19 protein-coding genes and 1 pseudogene are annotated in these 18,272 nt (G+C 72.3%); 7 read left to right on the top strand and 13 right to left on the bottom strand.

What is annotated here, in order from left to right; genetic code table 11:
• Nucleotides 1–14: 14 nt before the first annotated feature.
• From ispF to ABD883_RS02730, 3 genes are read right to left on the bottom strand one after another with little or no spacing between them, the layout of a single operon-like run.
• Nucleotides 15–527: a 2-C-methyl-D-erythritol 2,4-cyclodiphosphate synthase gene (gene ispF, locus ABD883_RS02740; protein ID WP_137318874.1), complete on the bottom strand. Its 513-nt coding sequence runs from the start codon at nt 525–527 to the stop codon at nt 15–17.
• Nucleotides 524–1,276, bottom strand: a complete 753-nt coding sequence (locus ABD883_RS02735; protein ID WP_345029806.1) for an IspD/TarI family cytidylyltransferase — start codon at nt 1,274–1,276, stop codon at nt 524–526. Before ABD883_RS02735 ends, ispF begins: the two co-directional genes overlap by 4 nt.
• A gap of 14 nt (nt 1,277–1,290) precedes the next feature.
• A complete protein-coding gene (locus ABD883_RS02730; RefSeq protein ID WP_137318873.1) occupies nt 1,291–1,773 on the bottom strand; it encodes a CarD family transcriptional regulator in 483 nt (160 codons plus the stop codon).
• Between the two features lie 284 nt (nt 1,774–2,057).
• Here ABD883_RS02730 and ABD883_RS02725 point away from each other — a divergent pair, with 284 nt between their 5' ends.
• Entirely contained in the window at nt 2,058–2,621 is a 564-nt protein-coding gene (locus ABD883_RS02725) for a hypothetical protein (protein WP_345029624.1), read from the top strand.
• 100 nt (nt 2,622–2,721) lie between these two features.
• On the opposite strand, the gene ABD883_RS02720 is transcribed toward ABD883_RS02725, so the two are convergent.
• Both ABD883_RS02720 and ABD883_RS02715 read right to left on the bottom strand, forming a co-directional pair.
• Nucleotides 2,722–3,402, bottom strand: coding sequence for a response regulator transcription factor (locus ABD883_RS02720; protein WP_137318871.1), 681 nt, complete (start codon nt 3,400–3,402; stop codon nt 2,722–2,724).
• Nucleotides 3,399–4,682, bottom strand: a complete 1,284-nt coding sequence (locus ABD883_RS02715) for a sensor histidine kinase (RefSeq protein ID WP_137318870.1) — start codon at nt 4,680–4,682, stop codon at nt 3,399–3,401. Before ABD883_RS02715 ends, ABD883_RS02720 begins: the two co-directional genes overlap by 4 nt.
• A 214-nt stretch (nt 4,683–4,896) precedes the next feature.
• Between ABD883_RS02715 and phoU the strand changes: the two genes are divergently transcribed.
• Nucleotides 4,897–5,592 carry a phosphate signaling complex protein PhoU gene (phoU, locus tag ABD883_RS02710; RefSeq protein WP_137318869.1) on the top strand — a complete coding sequence of 232 codons (696 nt, stop codon included), beginning with the start codon at nt 4,897–4,899 and terminating at the stop codon, nt 5,590–5,592.
• A gap of 33 nt (nt 5,593–5,625) precedes the next feature.
• Here phoU and ABD883_RS02705 read toward each other — a convergent pair whose 3' ends face one another.
• Complete coding sequence (locus tag ABD883_RS02705) at nt 5,626–6,618, bottom strand: EamA family transporter (RefSeq protein ID WP_295690289.1); 993 nt, start codon at nt 6,616–6,618, stop codon at nt 5,626–5,628.
• A gap of 72 nt (nt 6,619–6,690) precedes the next feature.
• Here ABD883_RS02705 and ABD883_RS13755 point away from each other — a divergent pair.
• Both ABD883_RS13755 and ABD883_RS02695 read left to right on the top strand, forming a co-directional pair.
• Nucleotides 6,691–6,819: pseudogene (locus ABD883_RS13755) on the top strand (LysR family transcriptional regulator); the annotation flags it as partial.
• A 236-nt stretch (nt 6,820–7,055) separates the two neighbouring features.
• Nucleotides 7,056–7,613, top strand: a complete 558-nt coding sequence (locus ABD883_RS02695; RefSeq protein ID WP_345029617.1) for a LysR substrate-binding domain-containing protein — start codon at nt 7,056–7,058, stop codon at nt 7,611–7,613.
• 41 nt (nt 7,614–7,654) lie between these two features.
• Here ABD883_RS02695 and ABD883_RS02690 read toward each other — a convergent pair whose 3' ends face one another.
• From ABD883_RS02690 to ABD883_RS02665, 6 genes are all read right to left on the bottom strand, one after another.
• Nucleotides 7,655–8,398 (bottom strand): phosphoglyceromutase, encoded by a 744-nt coding sequence (locus ABD883_RS02690; RefSeq protein WP_137318867.1) that lies wholly within the window; start codon nt 8,396–8,398, stop codon nt 7,655–7,657.
• A gap of 87 nt (nt 8,399–8,485) precedes the next feature.
• The gene (locus ABD883_RS02685; protein WP_247423393.1) at nt 8,486–9,061 is read right to left on the bottom strand and encodes a YbjN domain-containing protein; all 576 of its coding nucleotides are present in this window, start codon (nt 9,059–9,061) and stop codon (nt 8,486–8,488) included.
• Nucleotides 9,058–10,317 (bottom strand): glycosyltransferase, encoded by a 1,260-nt coding sequence (locus ABD883_RS02680; protein WP_345029614.1) that lies wholly within the window; start codon nt 10,315–10,317, stop codon nt 9,058–9,060. Before ABD883_RS02680 ends, ABD883_RS02685 begins: the two co-directional genes overlap by 4 nt.
• 23 nt (nt 10,318–10,340) lie before the next feature.
• Nucleotides 10,341–11,162 (bottom strand): alpha/beta hydrolase, encoded by an 822-nt coding sequence (locus ABD883_RS02675; RefSeq protein WP_137318865.1) that lies wholly within the window; start codon nt 11,160–11,162, stop codon nt 10,341–10,343.
• A complete protein-coding gene (locus ABD883_RS02670) occupies nt 11,159–11,470 on the bottom strand; it encodes a DUF2516 family protein (RefSeq protein WP_137318864.1) in 312 nt (103 codons plus the stop codon). The genes ABD883_RS02675 and ABD883_RS02670 overlap by 4 nt, the downstream gene beginning before the upstream one ends.
• Before the next feature lie 73 nt (nt 11,471–11,543).
• Nucleotides 11,544–12,701: an FUSC family protein gene (locus ABD883_RS02665; RefSeq protein WP_345029612.1), complete on the bottom strand. Its 1,158-nt coding sequence runs from the start codon at nt 12,699–12,701 to the stop codon at nt 11,544–11,546.
• Between the two features lie 149 nt (nt 12,702–12,850).
• On the opposite strand from ABD883_RS02665, the gene pepN reads away from it, so the two are divergent.
• The 3 genes from pepN to ABD883_RS02650 all read left to right on the top strand — a co-directional run bounded on the left by pepN (nt 12,851) and on the right by ABD883_RS02650 (nt 17,140).
• Nucleotides 12,851–15,547 carry an aminopeptidase N gene (gene pepN / locus ABD883_RS02660; RefSeq protein WP_345029610.1) on the top strand — a complete coding sequence of 899 codons (2,697 nt, stop codon included), beginning with the start codon at nt 12,851–12,853 and terminating at the stop codon, nt 15,545–15,547.
• A gap of 129 nt (nt 15,548–15,676) precedes the next feature.
• The gene (locus ABD883_RS02655; protein WP_345029608.1) at nt 15,677–16,552 is read left to right on the top strand and encodes a serine hydrolase domain-containing protein; all 876 of its coding nucleotides are present in this window, start codon (nt 15,677–15,679) and stop codon (nt 16,550–16,552) included.
• A gap of 108 nt (nt 16,553–16,660) precedes the next feature.
• On the top strand, nt 16,661–17,140 hold the full coding sequence (locus tag ABD883_RS02650) for a hypothetical protein (protein WP_137318860.1): 480 nt from the start codon (nt 16,661–16,663) through the stop codon (nt 17,138–17,140).
• A 31-nt stretch (nt 17,141–17,171) separates the two neighbouring features.
• Here ABD883_RS02650 and ABD883_RS02645 read toward each other — a convergent pair whose 3' ends face one another.
• Entirely contained in the window at nt 17,172–18,257 is a 1,086-nt protein-coding gene (locus ABD883_RS02645) for an LLM class flavin-dependent oxidoreductase (RefSeq protein ID WP_137318859.1), read from the bottom strand.
• Nucleotides 18,258–18,272 lie beyond the last annotated feature (15 nt).

The following is an 18,272-nucleotide window of genomic DNA, read 5'->3' as shown; positions in this document are numbered from 1 at the left end:
CGCAGGTCCCGGGCTCAGCGCGCAGCGTGGACGAGCGCGGTGGCGAGCGCGGCGACACCGTCGCCCCGGCCGGTCAGCCCGAGGCCGTCCGTCGTCGTACCCGACACCGCGACCGGCGCACCGGCGGCGGCGCTGAGCGCGGCTTCTGCCTCGGCCCGGCGGGTGCCGATCTTGGGCCGGTTGCACACCGCCTGCACGGACACGTTCCCGATCTCGAACCCGGCCTCGCGCACCAGCCGTGCGGCCTCGGCGAGCAGCTCCGCTCCCGAGGCGCCGGCGAGCTCCGGCCGGTCGGTGCCGAAGTGCGCGCCCAGGTCGCCGATCCCGGCTGCGGAGAACAGCGCATCGCAGCAGGCGTGGGCCACGGCATCGGAATCGGAGTGCCCCTCGAGCCCGGTCACACCTTCCCAATGCAGTCCGGCGAGCCACATCGGGCGCTCCGGATCCGCGGAGAAGCCATGGACGTCGACCCCGATGCCCACCCGGGGCAGCACGGGGCCGGGATTCACCGGTTCGTTCGCACTCATGAGGGGTCCTGTTCCGAGCGGATCCCGGCACCGTCGGCGAGGTGCAGGCCGGCGATCCGCAGATCGATCGGGTGGGTGATCTTCAGCGCGCGCTCGTCGCCGGCGACGGCCTCGACGCCGTAGCCGAGCCGTTCGACGAGCTGCGCGTCATCGGTCGCCGCCGGGAGCGGGTCCGTGCGCTGCAGCCGGTGCGCCTCGCGGAGGACCGAGGCGGCGAAGCCCTGCGGGGTCTGCACCCGGCGCAGCGCGGCTCGGTCGAGGTCGCTGAGCAGCCGCTCGCGGGTGCCGGCCGGAGCCCCGGGCGCGGTCTCCGCCGCGCGCTTGACGGTGTCGGTCATCGGGAGCACGGGCACGACGGCGCTGGCCCCCGAGTGGAGCGCCGCGGCGACCCGGACGAACACCTCGGGCGGGGCGAGGCAGCGCGCGGCATCGTGGACGAGCACGAGCTCGGGGTCGCCGGCGGCGTCGAGCGCGTGGGCGACGGAATCGATCCGGTCCGCTCCCCCGGCGACGACGCGCACCCGGACGCCATGCGCACCGGGAGCAGCGCCGTCACCGGCGAGCAGGGCATCGAGCATGTCCTGGGCCGGACGCACGAGCGCCTCGGGCACGGCGACCACGATGTCCGTGGCCGCGCCCGAGGCGAGTGTGCCGAGCACGCAGTGCTCGAGGAGCGTCCGTCCGGCGAGAGCGACGAAGGCCTTGGGGCGATCGTGGCCGAGCCGGGTCCCCGACCCTGCGGCCGGGATGACGACGCAGGTGCTCAGGACGCGAGGACCTCGTCCAGGAGGGCTTCGGCCTCGACCTCTTCCTTCTTCTCCGCGAGCGCGAGCTCGGAGACGAGCACCTGGCGGGCCTTGGCGAGCATCCGCTTCTCCCCGGTGGAGAGGCCGCGGTCCTGCTCGCGGCGCCACAGGTCGCGGACGACCTCGGCGACCTTGATGACGTCACCGGACTGGAACTTCTCGAGGTTCGCCTTGTAGCGGCGGGACCAGTTCGTGGGCTCCTCGGAGATCTCCGCGCGCAACACGTTGAAGACCTTCTCGAGGCCCTCTTCGCCGACGACGTCGCGCACCCCCACCAGGTCGCAGTTCTCGGCCGGAACCTCGATGGTCAGATCCCCGTGCGAGACCTGCAGCTTGAGGTAGAGCTTCTCCACTCCCTTGATGGCGCGAGTCTTGATTTCCTGGACCGTCGCTGCTCCGTGGTGAGGATAGACAACGGTATCGCCGACCTGAAAACTCATATTCTCCTGTACCCCTTTCGCGGACCTCCAGTTTACCATGACATACACCACAGAGATCGCCGAGAATCCGCCCCACCTGTGGTAGAGTGCCGGATTTTACCTCGTGTTCACACTGGTGAGAGGTCCGGAGCGGTCCTGATCGCCCGTGGCGGAGTCACGCCCCGGCGACCGTCCGGGTGCCGTACGGCGTCCAGCCGCGCTCCGCCGGACGCCGTTCTACAGGGGATCGAAAACCGGGTACTATACAGAATGATTCTGTTGTGCCACTTCAAGGAGCTTGAACCGTGAAACGGCTTACCCGTGTCGCCCTGGCCGCCGCTGCTGCGGCGCTCGTCATCCCCGTCAGCGGCTGCGCAGCCCTGCTCTCGGCCCAGCAGACCCATGCGTACCAGTACAACGGCGGCGACGGCGCCTGGACGGACATCGAGGACGTCGCGGTCCGCGGTCTCATGCTCGTGGCGGAGGACGAGGAGCAGGCGAACCTGTTCTTCACCGTCATCAACAACTCGACCGAGGACGCCCAGGTCGAGATCTCGGTCGGCGACACCGACGTCAGCGAGAGCGTTCCGGCCGGCGAGACGCTCGTCCAGAACCCCGCGAACCCGGAATCCGAGTCCGAGCCCATCACCGTGACCGGATTCGGCGGCAAGCCCGGCTCGCTCGTCGACGTCGAGGTCAGCGTCAACGGCCAGAGCGAGACTGTCCGCACGCAGGTCGTCGGCACCGACCTGCCCGAGTACCAGGATCTCGCGCCCACCGGCGGTGCGAGCAGCGATCCGGCCGCGGAGCCCACCGGCGAGGAGACCGCCGCCGAGGAGCAGGGCGCCGGAGAGACCCAGGCACCCTGACGCACCTCCCGGACGCGGGCCCACGGCCCGGCGCTCCACCCAGCATCAGCAAGGCGGGCACCCGAACCGGGTGCCCGCCTTCTCTGCGCTCCGTGTGCTCCTAGGCTTCGAACTTGTAGCCGAGCCCCCGCACGGTGACGAGCAGCTTGGGATCCGAGGGCGCGACCTCGACCTTGGCGCGCAGCCGCTTGATGTGGACATCGAGGGTCTTCGTGTCCCCCACGTAGTCCTGACCCCAGATCCGGTCGATGAGCTGGCCGCGGGTCATCACGCGCCCGGCGTTGCGGACGAGCATCTCGAGCAGCTCGAACTCCTTGAGCGGCAGGGACAGCTCCGTGCCGCGCACCGATGCGACGTGGCGGTCGACGTCGATCCGCACCCCGCCGGCCTCGAGCACGGAATCGACGAGCGCGTCGGGCTCCGCATTGCGGCGCAGCACCGCACGGATCCGGGCGAGCAGCTCACGCGAGGAGTACGGCTTGGTGACGTAGTCGTCGGCCCCGAGCTCGAGCCCCACGACCTTGTCGATCTCGGAGTCCTTGGCGGTGAGCATGATGATGGGGACGTTCGACTTCGCCCGCAGGGTGCGACACACCTCGGTGCCGGAGGCCCCGGGGAGCATGAGGTCGAGCAGCACCAGATCGGCGCCGTTGCGGTCGAACTCGGCGAGCGCCTGCAGACCGTCCTCGGCGACGACCACCTCGTAGCCCTCCTTCCCGAGGAGGTACGACAGCGGGTCGGAGAACGAGTCCTCGTCCTCGACGAGCAGAATGCGTGTCACGTCGTCTGTTTCCTTTGCTCGGTGGTGTCCACGGGCGCATCCGCGGCCACTGGGGCCGCGTCCTGTCCCGCCTCGTGGTCCGGCCCGGGTTCGTGGTCCGGTCCGGTACTGATCAAAATACCCTGCTCGGCCGCCTGCTCGAGAGCGCGTCCGTCGTCGCCGCCGGCGATCGGCAGGAGGATGGTGAAGGTCGAGCCCTGGCCGAGCTTGCTCCACACCCGGATCTCGCCGCCGTGGGTGGCGACGATGTGCTTGACGATGCTCAGCCCGAGCCCGGTCCCGCCGGTCACCCGGGAGCGCGCGGGATCCACGCGGTAGAAGCGCTCGAACACCCGCTCCGTGTCCTCGGTGCTCAGCCCGATCCCCTGGTCGGTCACCGCGATCGCGATCCGGCCGTCGTCGAGCTTCGCACCGATCCCCACCTGGGTGCGCTCGTTCGAGTAGCTGATGGCGTTGTCGACGAGATTGCGCACCGCATTGACGAGGAGCTCGAAGTTGCCCTCGACGTACCACTCCCCGCCGCTCACCACCTGGAGCGTGATGCTCTTCGCGTCCGCCCGGGTGGTCGCGCGGTCGACGGCGTCCTCGATCACCCGGCCGATCGGGATGAGCTCGGTGGCCGCCGGCGTCTCGTGGTCCTGCACCCGGGAGAGGTCGATGATCTCCTGCACGAGCTGGGCGAGCCGCTTCGACTCGCGCTGCATGCGGGAGCCGAACCGGCCCACCGCCTCGGGGTCATCGGCGAAGTCGGTGACCGCCTCGGCGAGCAGGGTGATCGCCCCGATCGGGGTCTTGAGCTCGTGCGACACGTTCGCCACGAAGTCCCGGCGCACCGCATCGAGGCGGCGCGCCTCGGTCTGGTCGTCGCACAGGACGAGGACGAACGCCGTGCCCAGGGGTGCTACCCGGGCGTGGAGGTGGCGGGCGACGCGGGCGTTCGAGCTGCGCTGCTGCTCGAAGTCGAGCTCCTCGATGAGCCCGCGCATGCGCGCCCGGCGCACGACCGCGAGGAGTTCCGGGGAAGCGAGCTCGTGGCCGCGGACGAGGCCGTAGGTGTAGGCCGCCGGTGACGCCTTGACGACGTCGTCGCCGGCATCGATGACGATCGCGGCGCTCGGCAGGACGGCGAGCACCTCGGCGATCCCGTCGGGGAGCTCGCTCTCGGAGTGGAGGTCGATCGGGCTGCGGCTGCGCTCCGAGAACCGGAACGCGAGGATCCCGGCGATGCCGAGACCCAGCCCGATGATGCCCGTGAGGACGGCGACGACCAGAAGATCCACATGTCCAGCCTAGTCGCTGGACGGACGGCGGCGTCCGGGCCGCTGCGGCCCGGAGTAACATATGGACAGATGTTCACCTCCGGGCCAGGATCGGTTCACGCCGCCCTGGGACCGTGGGACACTGCCGGAGATCCGCACACCCGCCGTCGGCCCGGAATCATTCCTGCGAACGCCGCGTTCACGTTCGCAGCACCCTGCGAAAGGAAGCGTCACCATGCGCGAAGTCTTCAAGAACGAGCTCAATGCTCTCGCCGACGATCTCGTCACCATGACGACCAAGGCGGCCGACGCGGTCGAGAAGGCCTCCCGCGCCCTCGAGACCAATGATCTCGATCTTGCCGAGGCGGTGATCGACGGCGATGCCGCGATCGACAACCTCCAGCGTCACGTCGACCAGCAGGCGGCGCAGATCCTCGCCCTGCAGGCACCCGTCGCCCACGACCTGCGCGTCGTGATCTCCGCGCTCAAGATGAGCGTCGCGATCGAGCGGATGGGCGACCTCGCCCGTCACATCGCCTCGCTCGTGCGGATCCGCCACCCCCAGCCCGCGGTGCCCGCGGCCTTCGCCGACACCTTCGTCCTGATGGGGCGCTCGGCGGCCCGGATCGGCCACGCCCTCCAGCAGCTGCTCGACAACCCGGGTCTCGACTCGGTGCCGACGATCACCGCGATCGACGAGGAGCTCGACGAGCAGCACCTGCGGGTGTTCAGCATGATCTCCGAACTCGACTCCTCGGAGATCACGCCCTCGCAGATCGCCGACGTCACCCTGCTGTCGCGCTACTACGAGCGGTTCGGCGACCAGTGCGTCAACGTCTCGCAGCGCGTCGAGTACCTGCTCACCGGCAGCTGGGAGCCGGAGCTCTCCGCCAACGACGCGGCAGAGCAGCGCACCGAACCGCGTCACTGATCACCGCGCCTGCGGCACTCGGGCCGGCACCGCTCAGGCCTGAGCGCCGCAGGGATCCCGTCGCCCCGGCGGCTCCTCCCCAGGGAGGGGCCGCCGGCGTCGTTCCCGGGGGCCGTCTGGTGCATCCTTCTCGGTGCCGCTCGCGCCGCCGCCCCGGTCCCGCCTCCGCCGGCGGAACCGGAGCACGCCCGAGGTGACCGCGACGCCGAGCAGCAACAGCGCGCCTCCGGCGAGCTCGCTCGGGGTGGGGATGTCGCCGAGCACGAGCCACGCGGCGAGCACCGCGACGACCGGCACGAGCAGGCTGTACGGCGCCACCTCCGAGGCGCGGTGCCGGGAGAGCAGCCCGTTCCACACGACGTAGCCGATGAGTGAGGCGCAGCCGGCGGTGTACGCGGTGGAGGCGAGCACCCCGACGGTGGGGTGGAGCAGCGCCTCCCCGACGGCGGCCGGACCGTCGAGGACGAGCGAGGCGGCGAACAGCGGGATCGGCACGACGAGGCCGGACCAGACGGTGAGGCTGAGCCCGCCGGCGCGCACGGAGCGCGCCACGACATTGCCCGCACCCCAGCTCGCGGCGGCCGCGACGGTGAGCAGCAGGCCGAGGGAGGGCACCCCGGAGGACAGCCCGAGCGCGATCGCGAGCAGGCCGGCGCACCCGATCCCCGTGCCGACGAGCACACGCACGGTGGGGCGCTCGCCGAGGAACAGCAGGGAGAACAGCACGGTGAACACCGCCTGCGCCTGGAGCACGATCGAGGCGAGGCCGGGCGTCATCCCGAAGTGCATCGCGGTGTAGAGCAGCCCGAACTGCCCGGCCGACATGAGCAGGCCCACCGCGGCGACCCGGTGCCACGGAGCCGCGGGGCGCGGGACGAAGAAGACGAGCGGCACCGCCACGACGACGAAGCGGACGGCCACGAGGAGCAGCGGCGGCCAATCGCGGACGCCGAGCTCGATGAAGAGGAAGTTGATGCCCCAGAGGACGACGACGAGGCAGGCGAGGAGACGATCGCGGGAGGTCATGGATCCAGGCTCGCACGCCGGACACTGTAGGACCATCTGACGTTCTTCACTGATTCCGTTTACGATCATTCAATGATCGACGTCCACGCGCTGCGCACTCTCCTCGCCGTCGAGGCCACCGGGTCCGTCACCGCCGCCGCGGCCGCCCTCGAGTACACGCCGGCCGCGATCAGCCACCAGGTGCGACGGCTCGGCCGGCAGGTGGGCGGCGACCTCACCGAGCGGACGGGCCGCGGGATCGCGCTCACCCCCCTCGGCCGCGAGCTGTGCGCCCGCGGGGCCGGCGTGCTCCGCGCACTCGAGCAGCTCCAGGCCGAGGTCCGAGCCCCCGACGCCGAGCCGAACGGCCGCATCACCGTGGGCGGCCCGAGCACGGGCCTGCGCGGACTGCTCGCCCCCGCACTCCCGCTCCTCGTGCACGTGCCCCGGATCTCCAGGTGGCGAACATCGAGGACGAGCCGGACGTGCTCCTCGAGAAGCTCCTCAGCGGCCGGATCGACGCCGCGCTCCTCTTCGACTGGGAGGACCGGCGCACGCACCTGCCCGCGACACTGCGGTCCACCGCGCTCGTCGACGACCCGGCCGACGTCATCATGCACCGCGGCCACCGGCTCGCCGGACGCGCCCGGGTGACGCTCGCCGACGTCCGGGCGGAGACGTGGACCTCGGCCCCGCGCAATGCGATCTGCCACCGCTGGCTGCTGAGCCTGTTCGCCGGCTCCGACGTGCAGCCGCGGATCGAGCACTGGGCGCTCGAGTACGACACGCAGCTCGCGTTCGTCACCCACGCCGGGGCGCTCGCGCTCGTGCCCCGGGTGGGGCGCCCCGAGCTCGGCCCGGGCCTCGTCGCCGTCGAGCTCGCCGACTCGACGATCGCGCGGACGATCCGGCTGGTGTGGCGCGCCTCGATGGACCGGGCCCCGGCGATCGGGGCGCTGCGCACGGTGCTCGGCGAAGTCGTGGAACACCTCGGACCCGGGGTCCGCGCGCTCTGAAGGAGCGGGCGGACCATCGGGTCCGATGAGGTGCGCCGGGCTCAGCGCCCCTGGCCGGCGACCTGCCCGATCGCGGCCTCGGCGGCCGCCGGGTCGAGGTAGGTGCCGCCCGGGTTGAGCGGGGTGAGGTTCTCGTCGAGCTGGTAGTGCAACGGGATGCCGGTGGGGATGTTGAGCCCCGGGATGTCGGCGTCGGAGATCCCGTCGAGGTGCTTGACGAGAGCACGCAGCGAATTGCCGTGCGCGGTGACGAGCACGGTGCGTCCGAGCTGCAGATCGGGCACGATCCCGTCGTACCAGTACGGGAGCATGCGGACGATGACGTCGGCGAGGCACTCGGTGCGCGGGATCGCATCGGCGAGGTTCGCATACCGCGGATCCCCGACCTGCGACCACTCGGAGGAGTCGTCGAGCACCGGCGGCGGGGTGTCGAAGGACCGGCGCCAGGTCATGAACTGCTCCTCGCCGAACTCCTCGCGGATCTCCTTCTTGTTCTTGCCCTGGAGCGCGCCGTAGTGGCGCTCGTTGAGCCGCCAGGTGCGCTTGGCGTCGATCCACGAGCGATCGGCGGCCTCGAGCGCGAGGTTCGCGGTGAGGATCGCCCGCTTGAGGCGCGAGGTGTGGAGCACGTCGGGCAGCAGCTCGTGGGCGATGAGCAGCTCGCCGGCGCGGGCGGCCTCGGTGCGGCCCTTGTCGGTGAGCGGCACGTCGACCCAGCCGGTGAACAGGTTCTTCTGGTTCCATTCGCTCTCGCCGTGGCGCAGGAGCACGAGGTTGTACGTCATGGCTGCATTCTTCCACGGGTGCGCGGCCGGGCGCACGCGGTTCCGGGGTTCGGGCCCGAGCATCCCGAAGCCGGGGCCCGGGGGCGTTCAGTACCGGCCGAGGAACTCGTTGTCGTCACCGGAGAGCAGGGGCTCGAAGGCCGCGAGGTTGCGGGTCGACTCCCCGCGTGCGATCCGCCAGGCCCATTCGCGCTTCATCGAGGTGAGGAAGCCGAGCACGAGCAGGTCGTTGAAGGATTCGTCGGCGGCGGTGAGGAAGCGGCCCATGAGCGAGTCGAGGACCTCGGTGTTCCACGCCTCGCGCGGCAGCGAGGCGTCGAGGTAGACGTCGCCCAGGGGGTCGGTGGAGAACGCCAGCCCGCGGAGCTTCGAGTTCTTGTGGAGCAGCCAGGCTTGGAACCTCTCCCGGTTCTCGTCCGGGTGGCGGATGACGAAGGCCTGGAGGTCGACCGAGCGCGGCGAGCACCGGATCGACACCGTGGTCTTGAGCTTCCGTTCGCCGGGCAGGGTGACGGCGACGTGCGCCTCCCCCAGCCGGTCGGCCTCAAGGTCCTGCTCCCGTGCCCAGGCGAGCGCGAGCTCGCTCGCGTCCTCCGGGGAGAGCATCCGCGTGCCGCCCGCCGCGGTCCCGTCCGTCGTGCCGTTGTCCGTCGAGTCATTCATCGTGGTCCTCCACCTCTCGCCTCCGCGGTCCCGGGCAGGGCGTCCGGCGCGGCCGGCACCGCTGCGAGCACGGTCGCCGCACAGGTGCGCCAGTCGAACTCGCGGGCCCGCTGCGCGGCCGCTGCTCCCATCCGAGCACGCGCGGCGGGATCGCACAAGAGGGCCTCGATCCCCTCGGCCCAGGTCAGCGGGTCGTCCTCGGCGATGAGGAGGCCGGTGCGGCCGGCCTCGACGACGTGGGTGAGGCCGCCCACGGCTGAGGCGACGACGGGTGCCCCGCAGGCCTGCGCCTCGGCGGCGGCGAACCCGAAGGATTCGCTGCGCGAGGGCACGAGCACGAGGTCGACCGCCCGGTACCAGTCGGCGAGCACGGCGGCCGGCACCGGCGGCAGGATCTCGACCCGGCCGTGCAGCCCGGCGGCGTCGATGCGCGCGCTCACCGCGGCGGGGTCGGTGCCCTCCCCGGAGGCGGCCCCGAGCATGACGAGGCGGGTGCGCGCGGCGAGCATGGGGTCGAACCGAGCCAGCGCGGCGAGCGCCTCGACCGCGGTGTCCGTGCCCTTGACGTGCTGCATCCGGCCGACGTAGAGGAGCAGCAGATCCGCGTCCTGCTCCCCGACGGCGCGGCGGGCGGTGTGCAGGGGCCCGGGGGTGAAGGTTGCGAGGTCGACGCCGGGCATCGCGGTGACGACGCGGGCGGGGTCCGCACCGAGCAGGTCGACCATGTCCGCGGCCTCCGCCTCCGTGTTCGCGACGAGGAGGTCCGCACCGGCGGCGATCCGCTCCTCGGCGTGCCGGCGCTGCGCGGGCTCGAGGGCCGCCCCGGTGTCGCGGTCCTTGACCGCGGCGATCGTGTGAAAGGACACGACGAGGCGCGGGCCGGGGGTGGGCGCGGGGGTGGGGTGCTCGGTGAGTGCGAGCCCGGCGAGCGCGGAGATCCAGTAGTGCGCCCAGATCAGCTCGCAGCCGGCGTACGCGGGGTGCGCGGCGAGTGCGGCGGCGAGGGCGGGCACGTCGTCGGCGAGCGCCGTCTTGTCCCGGGCGGAAGTGTCGAGCTGGTGGAGGCGCACCCCGGGGGCGAGCTCGACGGTGCCGGTGGTCGGGGCGAGCGGGTCGGCGGTGAAGATCTCCACCGTGTGCCCGGCGCGGGCGAGTTCGGCGGCCGTCGCCCGGACGTAGACATTCATCCCCCCGGCGTCGCCCTGACCGGGCTGCGCGGCGGGCGAGGTGTGGAGGGAGAGGACAGCGATGCGCACGGTATCCGATTCTACCGGGGCGCTCAGGTCTCCTCATCGTCGAAGAAGGCCCGGAGGATCCGGCGCACCTCGCTGCGGCCGCGCCACAGGATGCTGCCTGCCGGCAGGACCTCGAGGGATGCGCGCGGGAAGGCCGCCGCGCAGTCGCGGGCGACGGACACCGGGTGGGAGCGGTCGTCCTCGTGGGTGAGGACGAGCGCCTCGCCGCGGAAGGCCCCGGCCGCCTCGAGTGCGCGGGCCGGGTCGGCGACGGCGCTGTCGAGCGCGAGGCCCACGCCGTCGGACATGTCGGTGTCGAACAGCGCGTCGACCTTCGCGGCCGCCCAGGCACGGGCCGGCGGCAGGTCCGCAACCTCGGCGGGTTCCCGGGCCAGCAGCGCGTCGAGCAGCGCGGCGCGATCGCCGGAGGCCAGGTGGGTGCGGATCGCCTCGACATGGGCGGCGTGGGCCGCGCGCACCTCGGGAGTGAACCCCGCCCACGAGGCGGGCAGCACGAAGGCGACCTTCTCCAGGCCCGTGGCGGCCGGGTGGCCTGCGGTGATGAGCCGGGCGAGTCCGCCGGCGCTCATCGAGACGCCGAGCGCACGGGTGGCGCGGGAGGCCTCGAGCGCGGCGGCGAGCTGTTCGGCGATGGTGCCGTAGGTCCAGCCGGGGCCCGGGGAGGGCCTGCCGCCGTGGCCGCCGAGGTTGACGAGCACCCGGGTGCCGGCGATCCCGGAGGCGAAGGGGCGGGTATCGCGGATCGCGCCGGAGAAGCCGTGGCCGAACAGCGTCACCGGATCCCCGGAGCCGAACGCCGACATCCAGCCGGAGTCCGCGCCGGGTCGATCGGGGTCCTGCGTCATCGATTGCGGAAGCGGGGGTCGACGGCGCGCAGGCCCTTGCGGACGTCGGCGAAGTAGACGGCGGCGGCGACGAATCCGAGCAGCGAGATGAAGATCGGCATCGCCTGCAGCGGCGGCATCGCGAGGAAGCCGACGACCGCGGAGATGCCGAGGATCACGGTCCAGAAGGTCTTCGAGCGCTTGTCGGCGGCGCGATAGACCTCATCGCGGTAGCGCAGCGAGTCGATGAACGCGACGAGTTCGACGATGAATGCCGCGACGGTGAGGAGGAGGAACACGAGACCTTGAATGCTGGCGAGCGCTGACATATCCGCCGACCCTACCGGGCAGTGCTGTCAGTCCGCTCGGAGCGGACGTGTGCGCCGGGTGCGCCGGGCACCCTCACTCGACCGGCGGGCCCTCGGCGGTGTCGTCGCTGAGCACCGGCAGCTGCTCGAGCGCGGCCTCCTCGGTCAGGCCGGCCGCTTGGAGCAGGTCGACGGCGAGCGGGCGCAGGAGCAGCACGAGCGTGCGGTCCTGCATGTCCGCAGCGTCCCGGCCGTTGGGATCGAGCCGGGCGGCGACCTCGGACAGGAACTCCTCGGCCGGGGTGCGCGAGGTACCCCGTTCGAGCGCCACCCGCAAGCGCCGCGCCCCCTCCCCGAGGCCGCGGACGAGCTCGGCGTGCTGCGGACGCTCGGTCCCGAGCTCGGCCATCGCCTGGGTCCGCCGCGCGACCACCCGCACCATCCGCATCGCACGGTCGGTGAACTCGACGGCCCGGGCCAGGCGGGTCACCTCGGCAGCGTAGCGCCGCGAACGGGCGTTGATCCGGGTGGCCTCCTGGGAGATCCGCAGGGTCGAGCGCCAGGAGTCGACGATCCCCTGCGTGTCCCGCGCCCGCGACAGAGCCCGGCGGGCGGCATGGGCGTCGGCGCGGGCGAGCGCATCGGCGGATTCGAGCAGGGTCTCGGAGATCTCGGTGAGCAGCGAGGACGCCTTGTCCCGCGGGCCCTTGCGGGCGTCGTTGGGGACGATGAGCGCCATGAGGATCGCGACGACCGCGCCGACGAGCGCATCGACGGTCCGGTCGAAGGGCTGGGCCGCCGCGGCCTGCGGCACGGTGATGACGTAGACCGACTGGACGCCGATCTGGGTGATGAAGATGCCCCCGGAGTTGATCATCGTGCCGACCATCAGACCGAGGATCATCGTCACCGCGAGCTGCCACAGCCCCGACCCGAAGGTCACGAGCATGAGCTCCCCGACGAGCACCCCGGCGGTCGCCCCGAATCCGATCTCCATCGAGCGGCGGACCCGGCGGTCGGCGGTCACCCCGGTGCCCACGGCGGCGGCGACCGCGGCGAGGAAGGGGTACTCGTGGCCGAGCACGACCTGGCAGAAGGCGTAGGCCAGCGTGGCGCCGACGGTGACCTGGAGGAGCTGGGACAGATTGGCACGGGTGCGGCGGGCGCCCAGGCGGGTGCGGTTGCGCAGATGCCCGGCCGCCTGCCCGGGCCAGGCGCTCGGGCGGAGCCGACTGCCGTTCTCACGACTCACGCAGTTCTCCCTCCTGTGGCATGCTGGGACGCAGTGTCGCCGACAGCGGGACCCGTTCTCGGCGCGGAAGCGGCGGCGCGGGCCGGAACCCGGTCGGTGCCGCCCAGGACCACGGCGTCCGTTCGGGGCACCGTGTCGAAGGAGGCTCCATGACGACCAATCTCACCCGCGACGAGGCGCGTCATCGCTCCGACCTGCTCACGGTCTCCCGGTACGCCACCATCCTAGACCTCTCCTCCTGCGCCGATCCGGAGCAGCGCGAGTTCGATTCGGTGACCACCGTGGAGTTCACCGCCGCCCGGTCGGAGCCGACGTTCATCGACATCATCGCCGCCGGGATCGTCGAGGCGAGCCTCAACGGCGCCCCGCTCGATCCGGCCGAGGTGTTCGACGGCGCGCGGGTGCGCTTCGTCCCGCGGGCCGGGGAGAACACCCTGCGCATCCACGCCCGGGCGCTGTACTCGCGGACCGGCGAGGGGCTGCACCGCTTCTTCGACCCCGCCGACGACACCGTCCACCTCTACACCCAGTACGAACCGACCGACGCGCGCCGCGTGTTCGCGAACTTCGACCAGCCCGACCTCAAGGCCCGCTTCGCGTTCACCGTGCTCGCCCCGGACGACCTCGTGGTCCGCAGCAATGCGGTGCTCGCCGAGCGCAGCACCCCCGATGCCGGCATCGCCTGCCACGAGTTCGCCGACACCGAGGTGCTCTCGAGCTACATCACCTGCGTCATCGCGGGGAACTACGCCGAGGCCCGCACCACCTACCGGCACCCGGTCACCGGGGAGCCGATCGAGCTCGGCCTGCTCACCCGCGCCTCCCTCGCCGAGCACATGGACGCCGCGGAGATCTTCCGGGTCACCGCGCAGGGCCTCGACTTCTTCCACGCCGCCTTCGACCTCCCCTACCCGTGGGGCAAGTACGACCAGGTGTTCGTCCCCGAGTACAACCTCGGCGCGATGGAGAACCCCGGGCTCGTGACCTTCACCGACTCGCTGATCTTCCGCGACAAGGTCACCCGCTCGATGCGCGAGTCGCGGGCCAACGTCATCCTCCACGAGATGGCGCACATGTGGTTCGGCGACCTCGTCACCATGCGGTGGTGGGACGACCTGTGGCTCAAGGAGTCCTTCGCCGACTACATGGCCGGCCTCGCGCTGGCGGAGGCGACGGAGTACACCGACGGCTGGGTGACCTTCGCGCTGCGCCGCAAGGACTGGGCGTACCGGCAGGACCAGTACCCGACCACCCATCCGATCGTCGCCGACATCCCCGATGTCGAGGCCGCGAAGCTCAACTTCGACGGCATCACGTACGCGAAGGGCGCCTCGGTCCTCAAGCAGCTCGTGACCTTCGTCGGGCGCGCGGCGTTCCTCGACGGCAGCCGCCGCTACTTCCGCGCCCATGCCTTCGGCACCGCGACGCTCCAGGACTTCCTCGGCGCCCTCGCCGAGGCCGCACCCCACCGCGACGTCCACCACTGGGCCGACGCCTGGCTGGGCACGGTGGGCGTCTCCGAGATCGAGCTCGCCGTCGAGACCGCCGAGGCCGGTACGGGCGGGGAGACCGGGGGCGGCCCGGGCGGGGAGGTGCTCTCCGACATCCGCATCCGGCAGCGCAACACCGAGCCCGAGCCCGAGGTGGTGCGCCCCCACCGGCTCGCGATCGCGGCCTTCGACCGGGTGGGCCCGGTGCTCGAGCGCTCGAAGACGTGGACCCTCGATTTCGCCGTGCCGGACTGCGACGTGCCGGAGATGCTCGGCACCCCGCTGCCGGCGCTGCTGCTGCCCAACGACGGCGACCTCGACTACTGCAAGGTCCGGCTCGATGCGCGCTCGACGGCGACGGCGCTGTCGAGCGTGTCCCGGCTGGCCGATCCCCTGCACCGGGCGCTCGTGTGGTCCGCGCTCGGCAATGCGCTGCGCGACGGGCTGCTGCCCGTCGAGGACTACCTCGCCGCGTACTGCCGCGCACTGTCGAAGGAGACGCACCCGGGGATCGCCGCCGGGCTGCGCACGACGATGCTCACCGCGCTCGACCGCTGGGCCGACCCGGCGGGCCGGCCCGCCGCGGTGGCCGGTGCGCTCGGCGCTGCACTCGATTCCCTGGTCGCCGCCGAACCGGGGTCCGACGCGCAGCTCGACCTCGCCTCCACCGTGCTCTCCCTCCTCGCGCGCACGGCGGGCGGGACGGGCGAGCCGGCGGGCGCCTCGGGAGCGGATCCGGCGGTCGTCGCGGCCCGCGAGTTCGCCTCGACCCTGCTCACCGGCCGGCTCGAGGAGTTCCCGGGTCTCGAGATCGACCATGCGCTGCGGTGGAAGGCGCTCATCGCGCTCGTCGCTCTCGGTTGGGCGGATGTCGCGGAGATCGCGCAGGAGGCGGCGGCCGACCGCACCGGCTCGGGCGCGCTCCACGCCGCGACGGCGCAGGCCGCGCGGCCGCTGCCGATCGTCAAGATGCGGGCGTGGGAATCGCTCACCGGGGACGCCGAGCTCAGCAACGACATGATCTCCGCGGTGATCGCCGGCTTCACCGCGCCGAGCGCCCTGCCGCTCACCGAGCCGTTCGTCGGGCCCTACTTCGAACTGCTCGACACGGTGTGGAGCACGCGATCGATCGAGATCGCCCGCCGGCTCGTCGTCGGCCTCTATCCGCACGGCTCGCAGCGGCCTGCGGACGTGCTCGAACGCACGGACGCCTGGCTCATGCGCAATCCGGAGGCCCCGGGTGCGCTGCGCCGGCTCCTCCTCGAGCTCCGCGACGACCTCGCCCGGTCGATCCGGGTGCGCGCGGCACAGAGCCGGACGACCTCCCTCGGGACCTCGCAGGGCGCGCACGGCTGAGGCGGGTCGGATCGAGGCGGGCCCGTGCCCCTCGTCGGGTGATCCCGTGGGGAAACCCGCACCGGGGGTCCGGCTTTCCCCACCGTCTGCGGGCGGATCGGTGGATAGCGTGGCAAGCAGGAGGCCCCCATGTCCACTGCCCCCGCCCCGTCGTCCAGCCCCGCCGATCCCCGCCGGCCGGCCGTCTCAGCGTTCGCCGCGGTTCTCGCCCTCGGCATCGTCCTCGCGCTGACGGTGGTCAGCGCACCGCTCCACACCGGCCTCGCCGCCGCGCAGGAGGCGAGTGCCGTCGGCACCGTGACCGACACAGGCGCCGTCACCGACCCGCGTGAGTCGGACCGGCAGTCGTATCCCGGGCTCGAACGGTTCGTCGCCGGGCTCGATGTGCCCGGTGCCGCCGCCGCGGTGGTGAGCGAGCACGGGATCGAGGAGGCAGCGGTCACCGGCTCGATGGCGGCACCCACGACCTCGGACGGCGATGGTACGGGGGCACCGGCGGGCGCCTCGGCGGCGGTGCGCTGGGGCTCGGTGTCGAAGGGCATCACGGGAGCCGTCGTCGACGAGCTCGTCGAGAGCGGTCGCGTGGGCCTCGACGACACCGCCGGCTCGGTGCTCCCCGGACTCCCCGACCCAGTACGGGACGTCACCGTCCGCCGGCTGCTCACCCACACGAGCGGGCTGAGCCATGACCTCGGCGCGACGGATCGACACCGGCCCGGGGCGCACGCGCTCGACGTCCTCGACGATGTGCCCGCCCCGCTCGACCCCGGTGACGGATTCCGCTATGCGAGCACGAACTACCTCGTCCTCCAGGCCATCGTCGAGGAGATCACCGACGCGCCCTTCGCCGAGGCGGCCGCCGAGCACGCCCGCGGCTGCGAGGCCGAGATGGAGGCGGGCGCCGTCCCGTTCCTCGGGTTCACCATGCCGGCACCCGAACGCTGCGACGGCACCGGCCTGGGCTACGGATACCTCGGCGGCGACCTCGGCGAGCTCGCCGCCTGAGCGAGCTGGAATCTGGGCCCGGAGGGTGCAGCGTTCCATGACCGGTCCCGCGCCGCCGCGGCACCCACCGGCGCGGCGACCGAGCACGCCATCGCGCCGCGCTATGGCTTGGGGTGGAACTACGATGCGGCGGAGATCGCCGGGGCCGCGGTGGAGCGGATCCACCATTCGGGCGCGGTGCCCGGGGCGTTCACGCGAGTGGAAGTCCTCCCCGCGAAGGGGCTCGCCGTCGTCCTGCTCGTGCCCGAGTACGGCGAACCGGGGTCGACGGCCGTCGCCGAATCGGCGAGCACCCTCGCCGCCGATGTGCTCGGCGACGCGGCGGCCGGCGGCGGCGCGGATGCTGGGAACGGTTCTGATGCGGGCGGTGGCGCGGCAACCGACGGAGGCTCTGGATCGGTGCTCTATTCGGCGCTCGTCGTCGCGCTGCCGGCCGCCACCGGGCTCGACCTCACGGCGCTGTTCCGCTGGGCACCGGACCTGGCGAGCGGTGCCGTCGCCGCCGCCGCGCTCCTCGGGATCGCCGCTCTCATCGGCGGGATCCGGGTGCGCGGTGGAGTCGATGGGGCTCGCCCCGCCGCCGCGTAGTACGCGTCCCGGCTCGGGCGAGCTGCGGAGCTCAGCCCAGGAGCTCGCCGGCGAGCAGCTCGAGGGTGCGGGTGCGGCCGGGCACCTCGTCGAGCGGGTCCTCGGGCCGGGCGCCGGCGACCGGGTGGATCATCACCTCGTCGACGTCGAACCGGGCGGTGGTCTCCTGCAGCTGCGCGGCCGCCTCGGCGGGGGTGCCGACGATCCAGGTGCTGAGCATCTTCTCCGCGAGCTCGCGGTGGCCGGCGCTCATCTTCTCGGCCACGTCCGCGCCGACGAGGGGCAGCGTGGTGATCGGGGCGCCGATCCGCAGGTTGGCCATGGTGAACATGTACGGCTCGGCGAGCGCGAGCGCCTCCTCGCGGGTGTCGGCGACGACGGCGTTGACGGTGAGGAAGGTCGTCGGGGCGGACACCTCGGGCTGGCCGGCGTGGGCGGTCGGGGTGAAGGAGTTCCGGTAGAGGTTGAGGGCGGCCTCGGTGCCGTGGCCGGAGAAGTGGTGGGCGAACACGTAGGGCAGGCCGAGCGCGGCGGACAGCTGCGCGGAGTAGCCGCTCGAGCCGAGCAGCCACACGTGCGGGGCGGCAGTCATCCGCGGGGTCGCGGCCAGCCGGTGCTCGCGGCCGCCGAACATCGGGACCGCGGCACCCTCGGGCGAGAGCAGCGCGAGGGTGTCCATGACGTGCTGGGGGAACTGCTCGACGGGGTCGATCTGGTTGCCCTCGCGGTCGACCATCCGGCCCTCACCCAGGTGCCCGCGCATCGCCATCGAGGTGATCGGGTCGGTGCCGGGAGCGCGGCCGATGCCCAGGTCGATCCGGTCGCCGTAGACGGCGCTCAGCAGCGCGAACTGCTCCGCGACGGCGAGCGGGGCGTGGTTGGGCAGCATGACGCCGCCGGAGCCCAGGCGGATCCGCTCGGTGCCCTGCCCCAGGTGCATGAGCTCGATGCCCGGGGAGGTCGAAGCGACGGATTTCATGTTGTGGTGCTCGGCCACCCAGTAGCGGGTGTAGCCGAGCCGGTCGGCGGTCCCGACGAGCGACTTCGAGGCGTGCAGGGCCTGCGCAGTGGTCTGGTCGCCGCGCACCGGGATGAGATCGAGAACGGAGAGCTTCATGTCCTGGACAACAGG

Source organism: Brevibacterium pityocampae, assembly GCF_039541555.1.
Lineage (GTDB): Bacteria > Actinomycetota > Actinomycetes > Actinomycetales > Brevibacteriaceae > Brevibacterium > Brevibacterium pityocampae.
The sequence above is the reverse complement of the archived record's forward strand: the minus strand, read 5'-3'. Positions and strand labels throughout refer to the sequence as shown.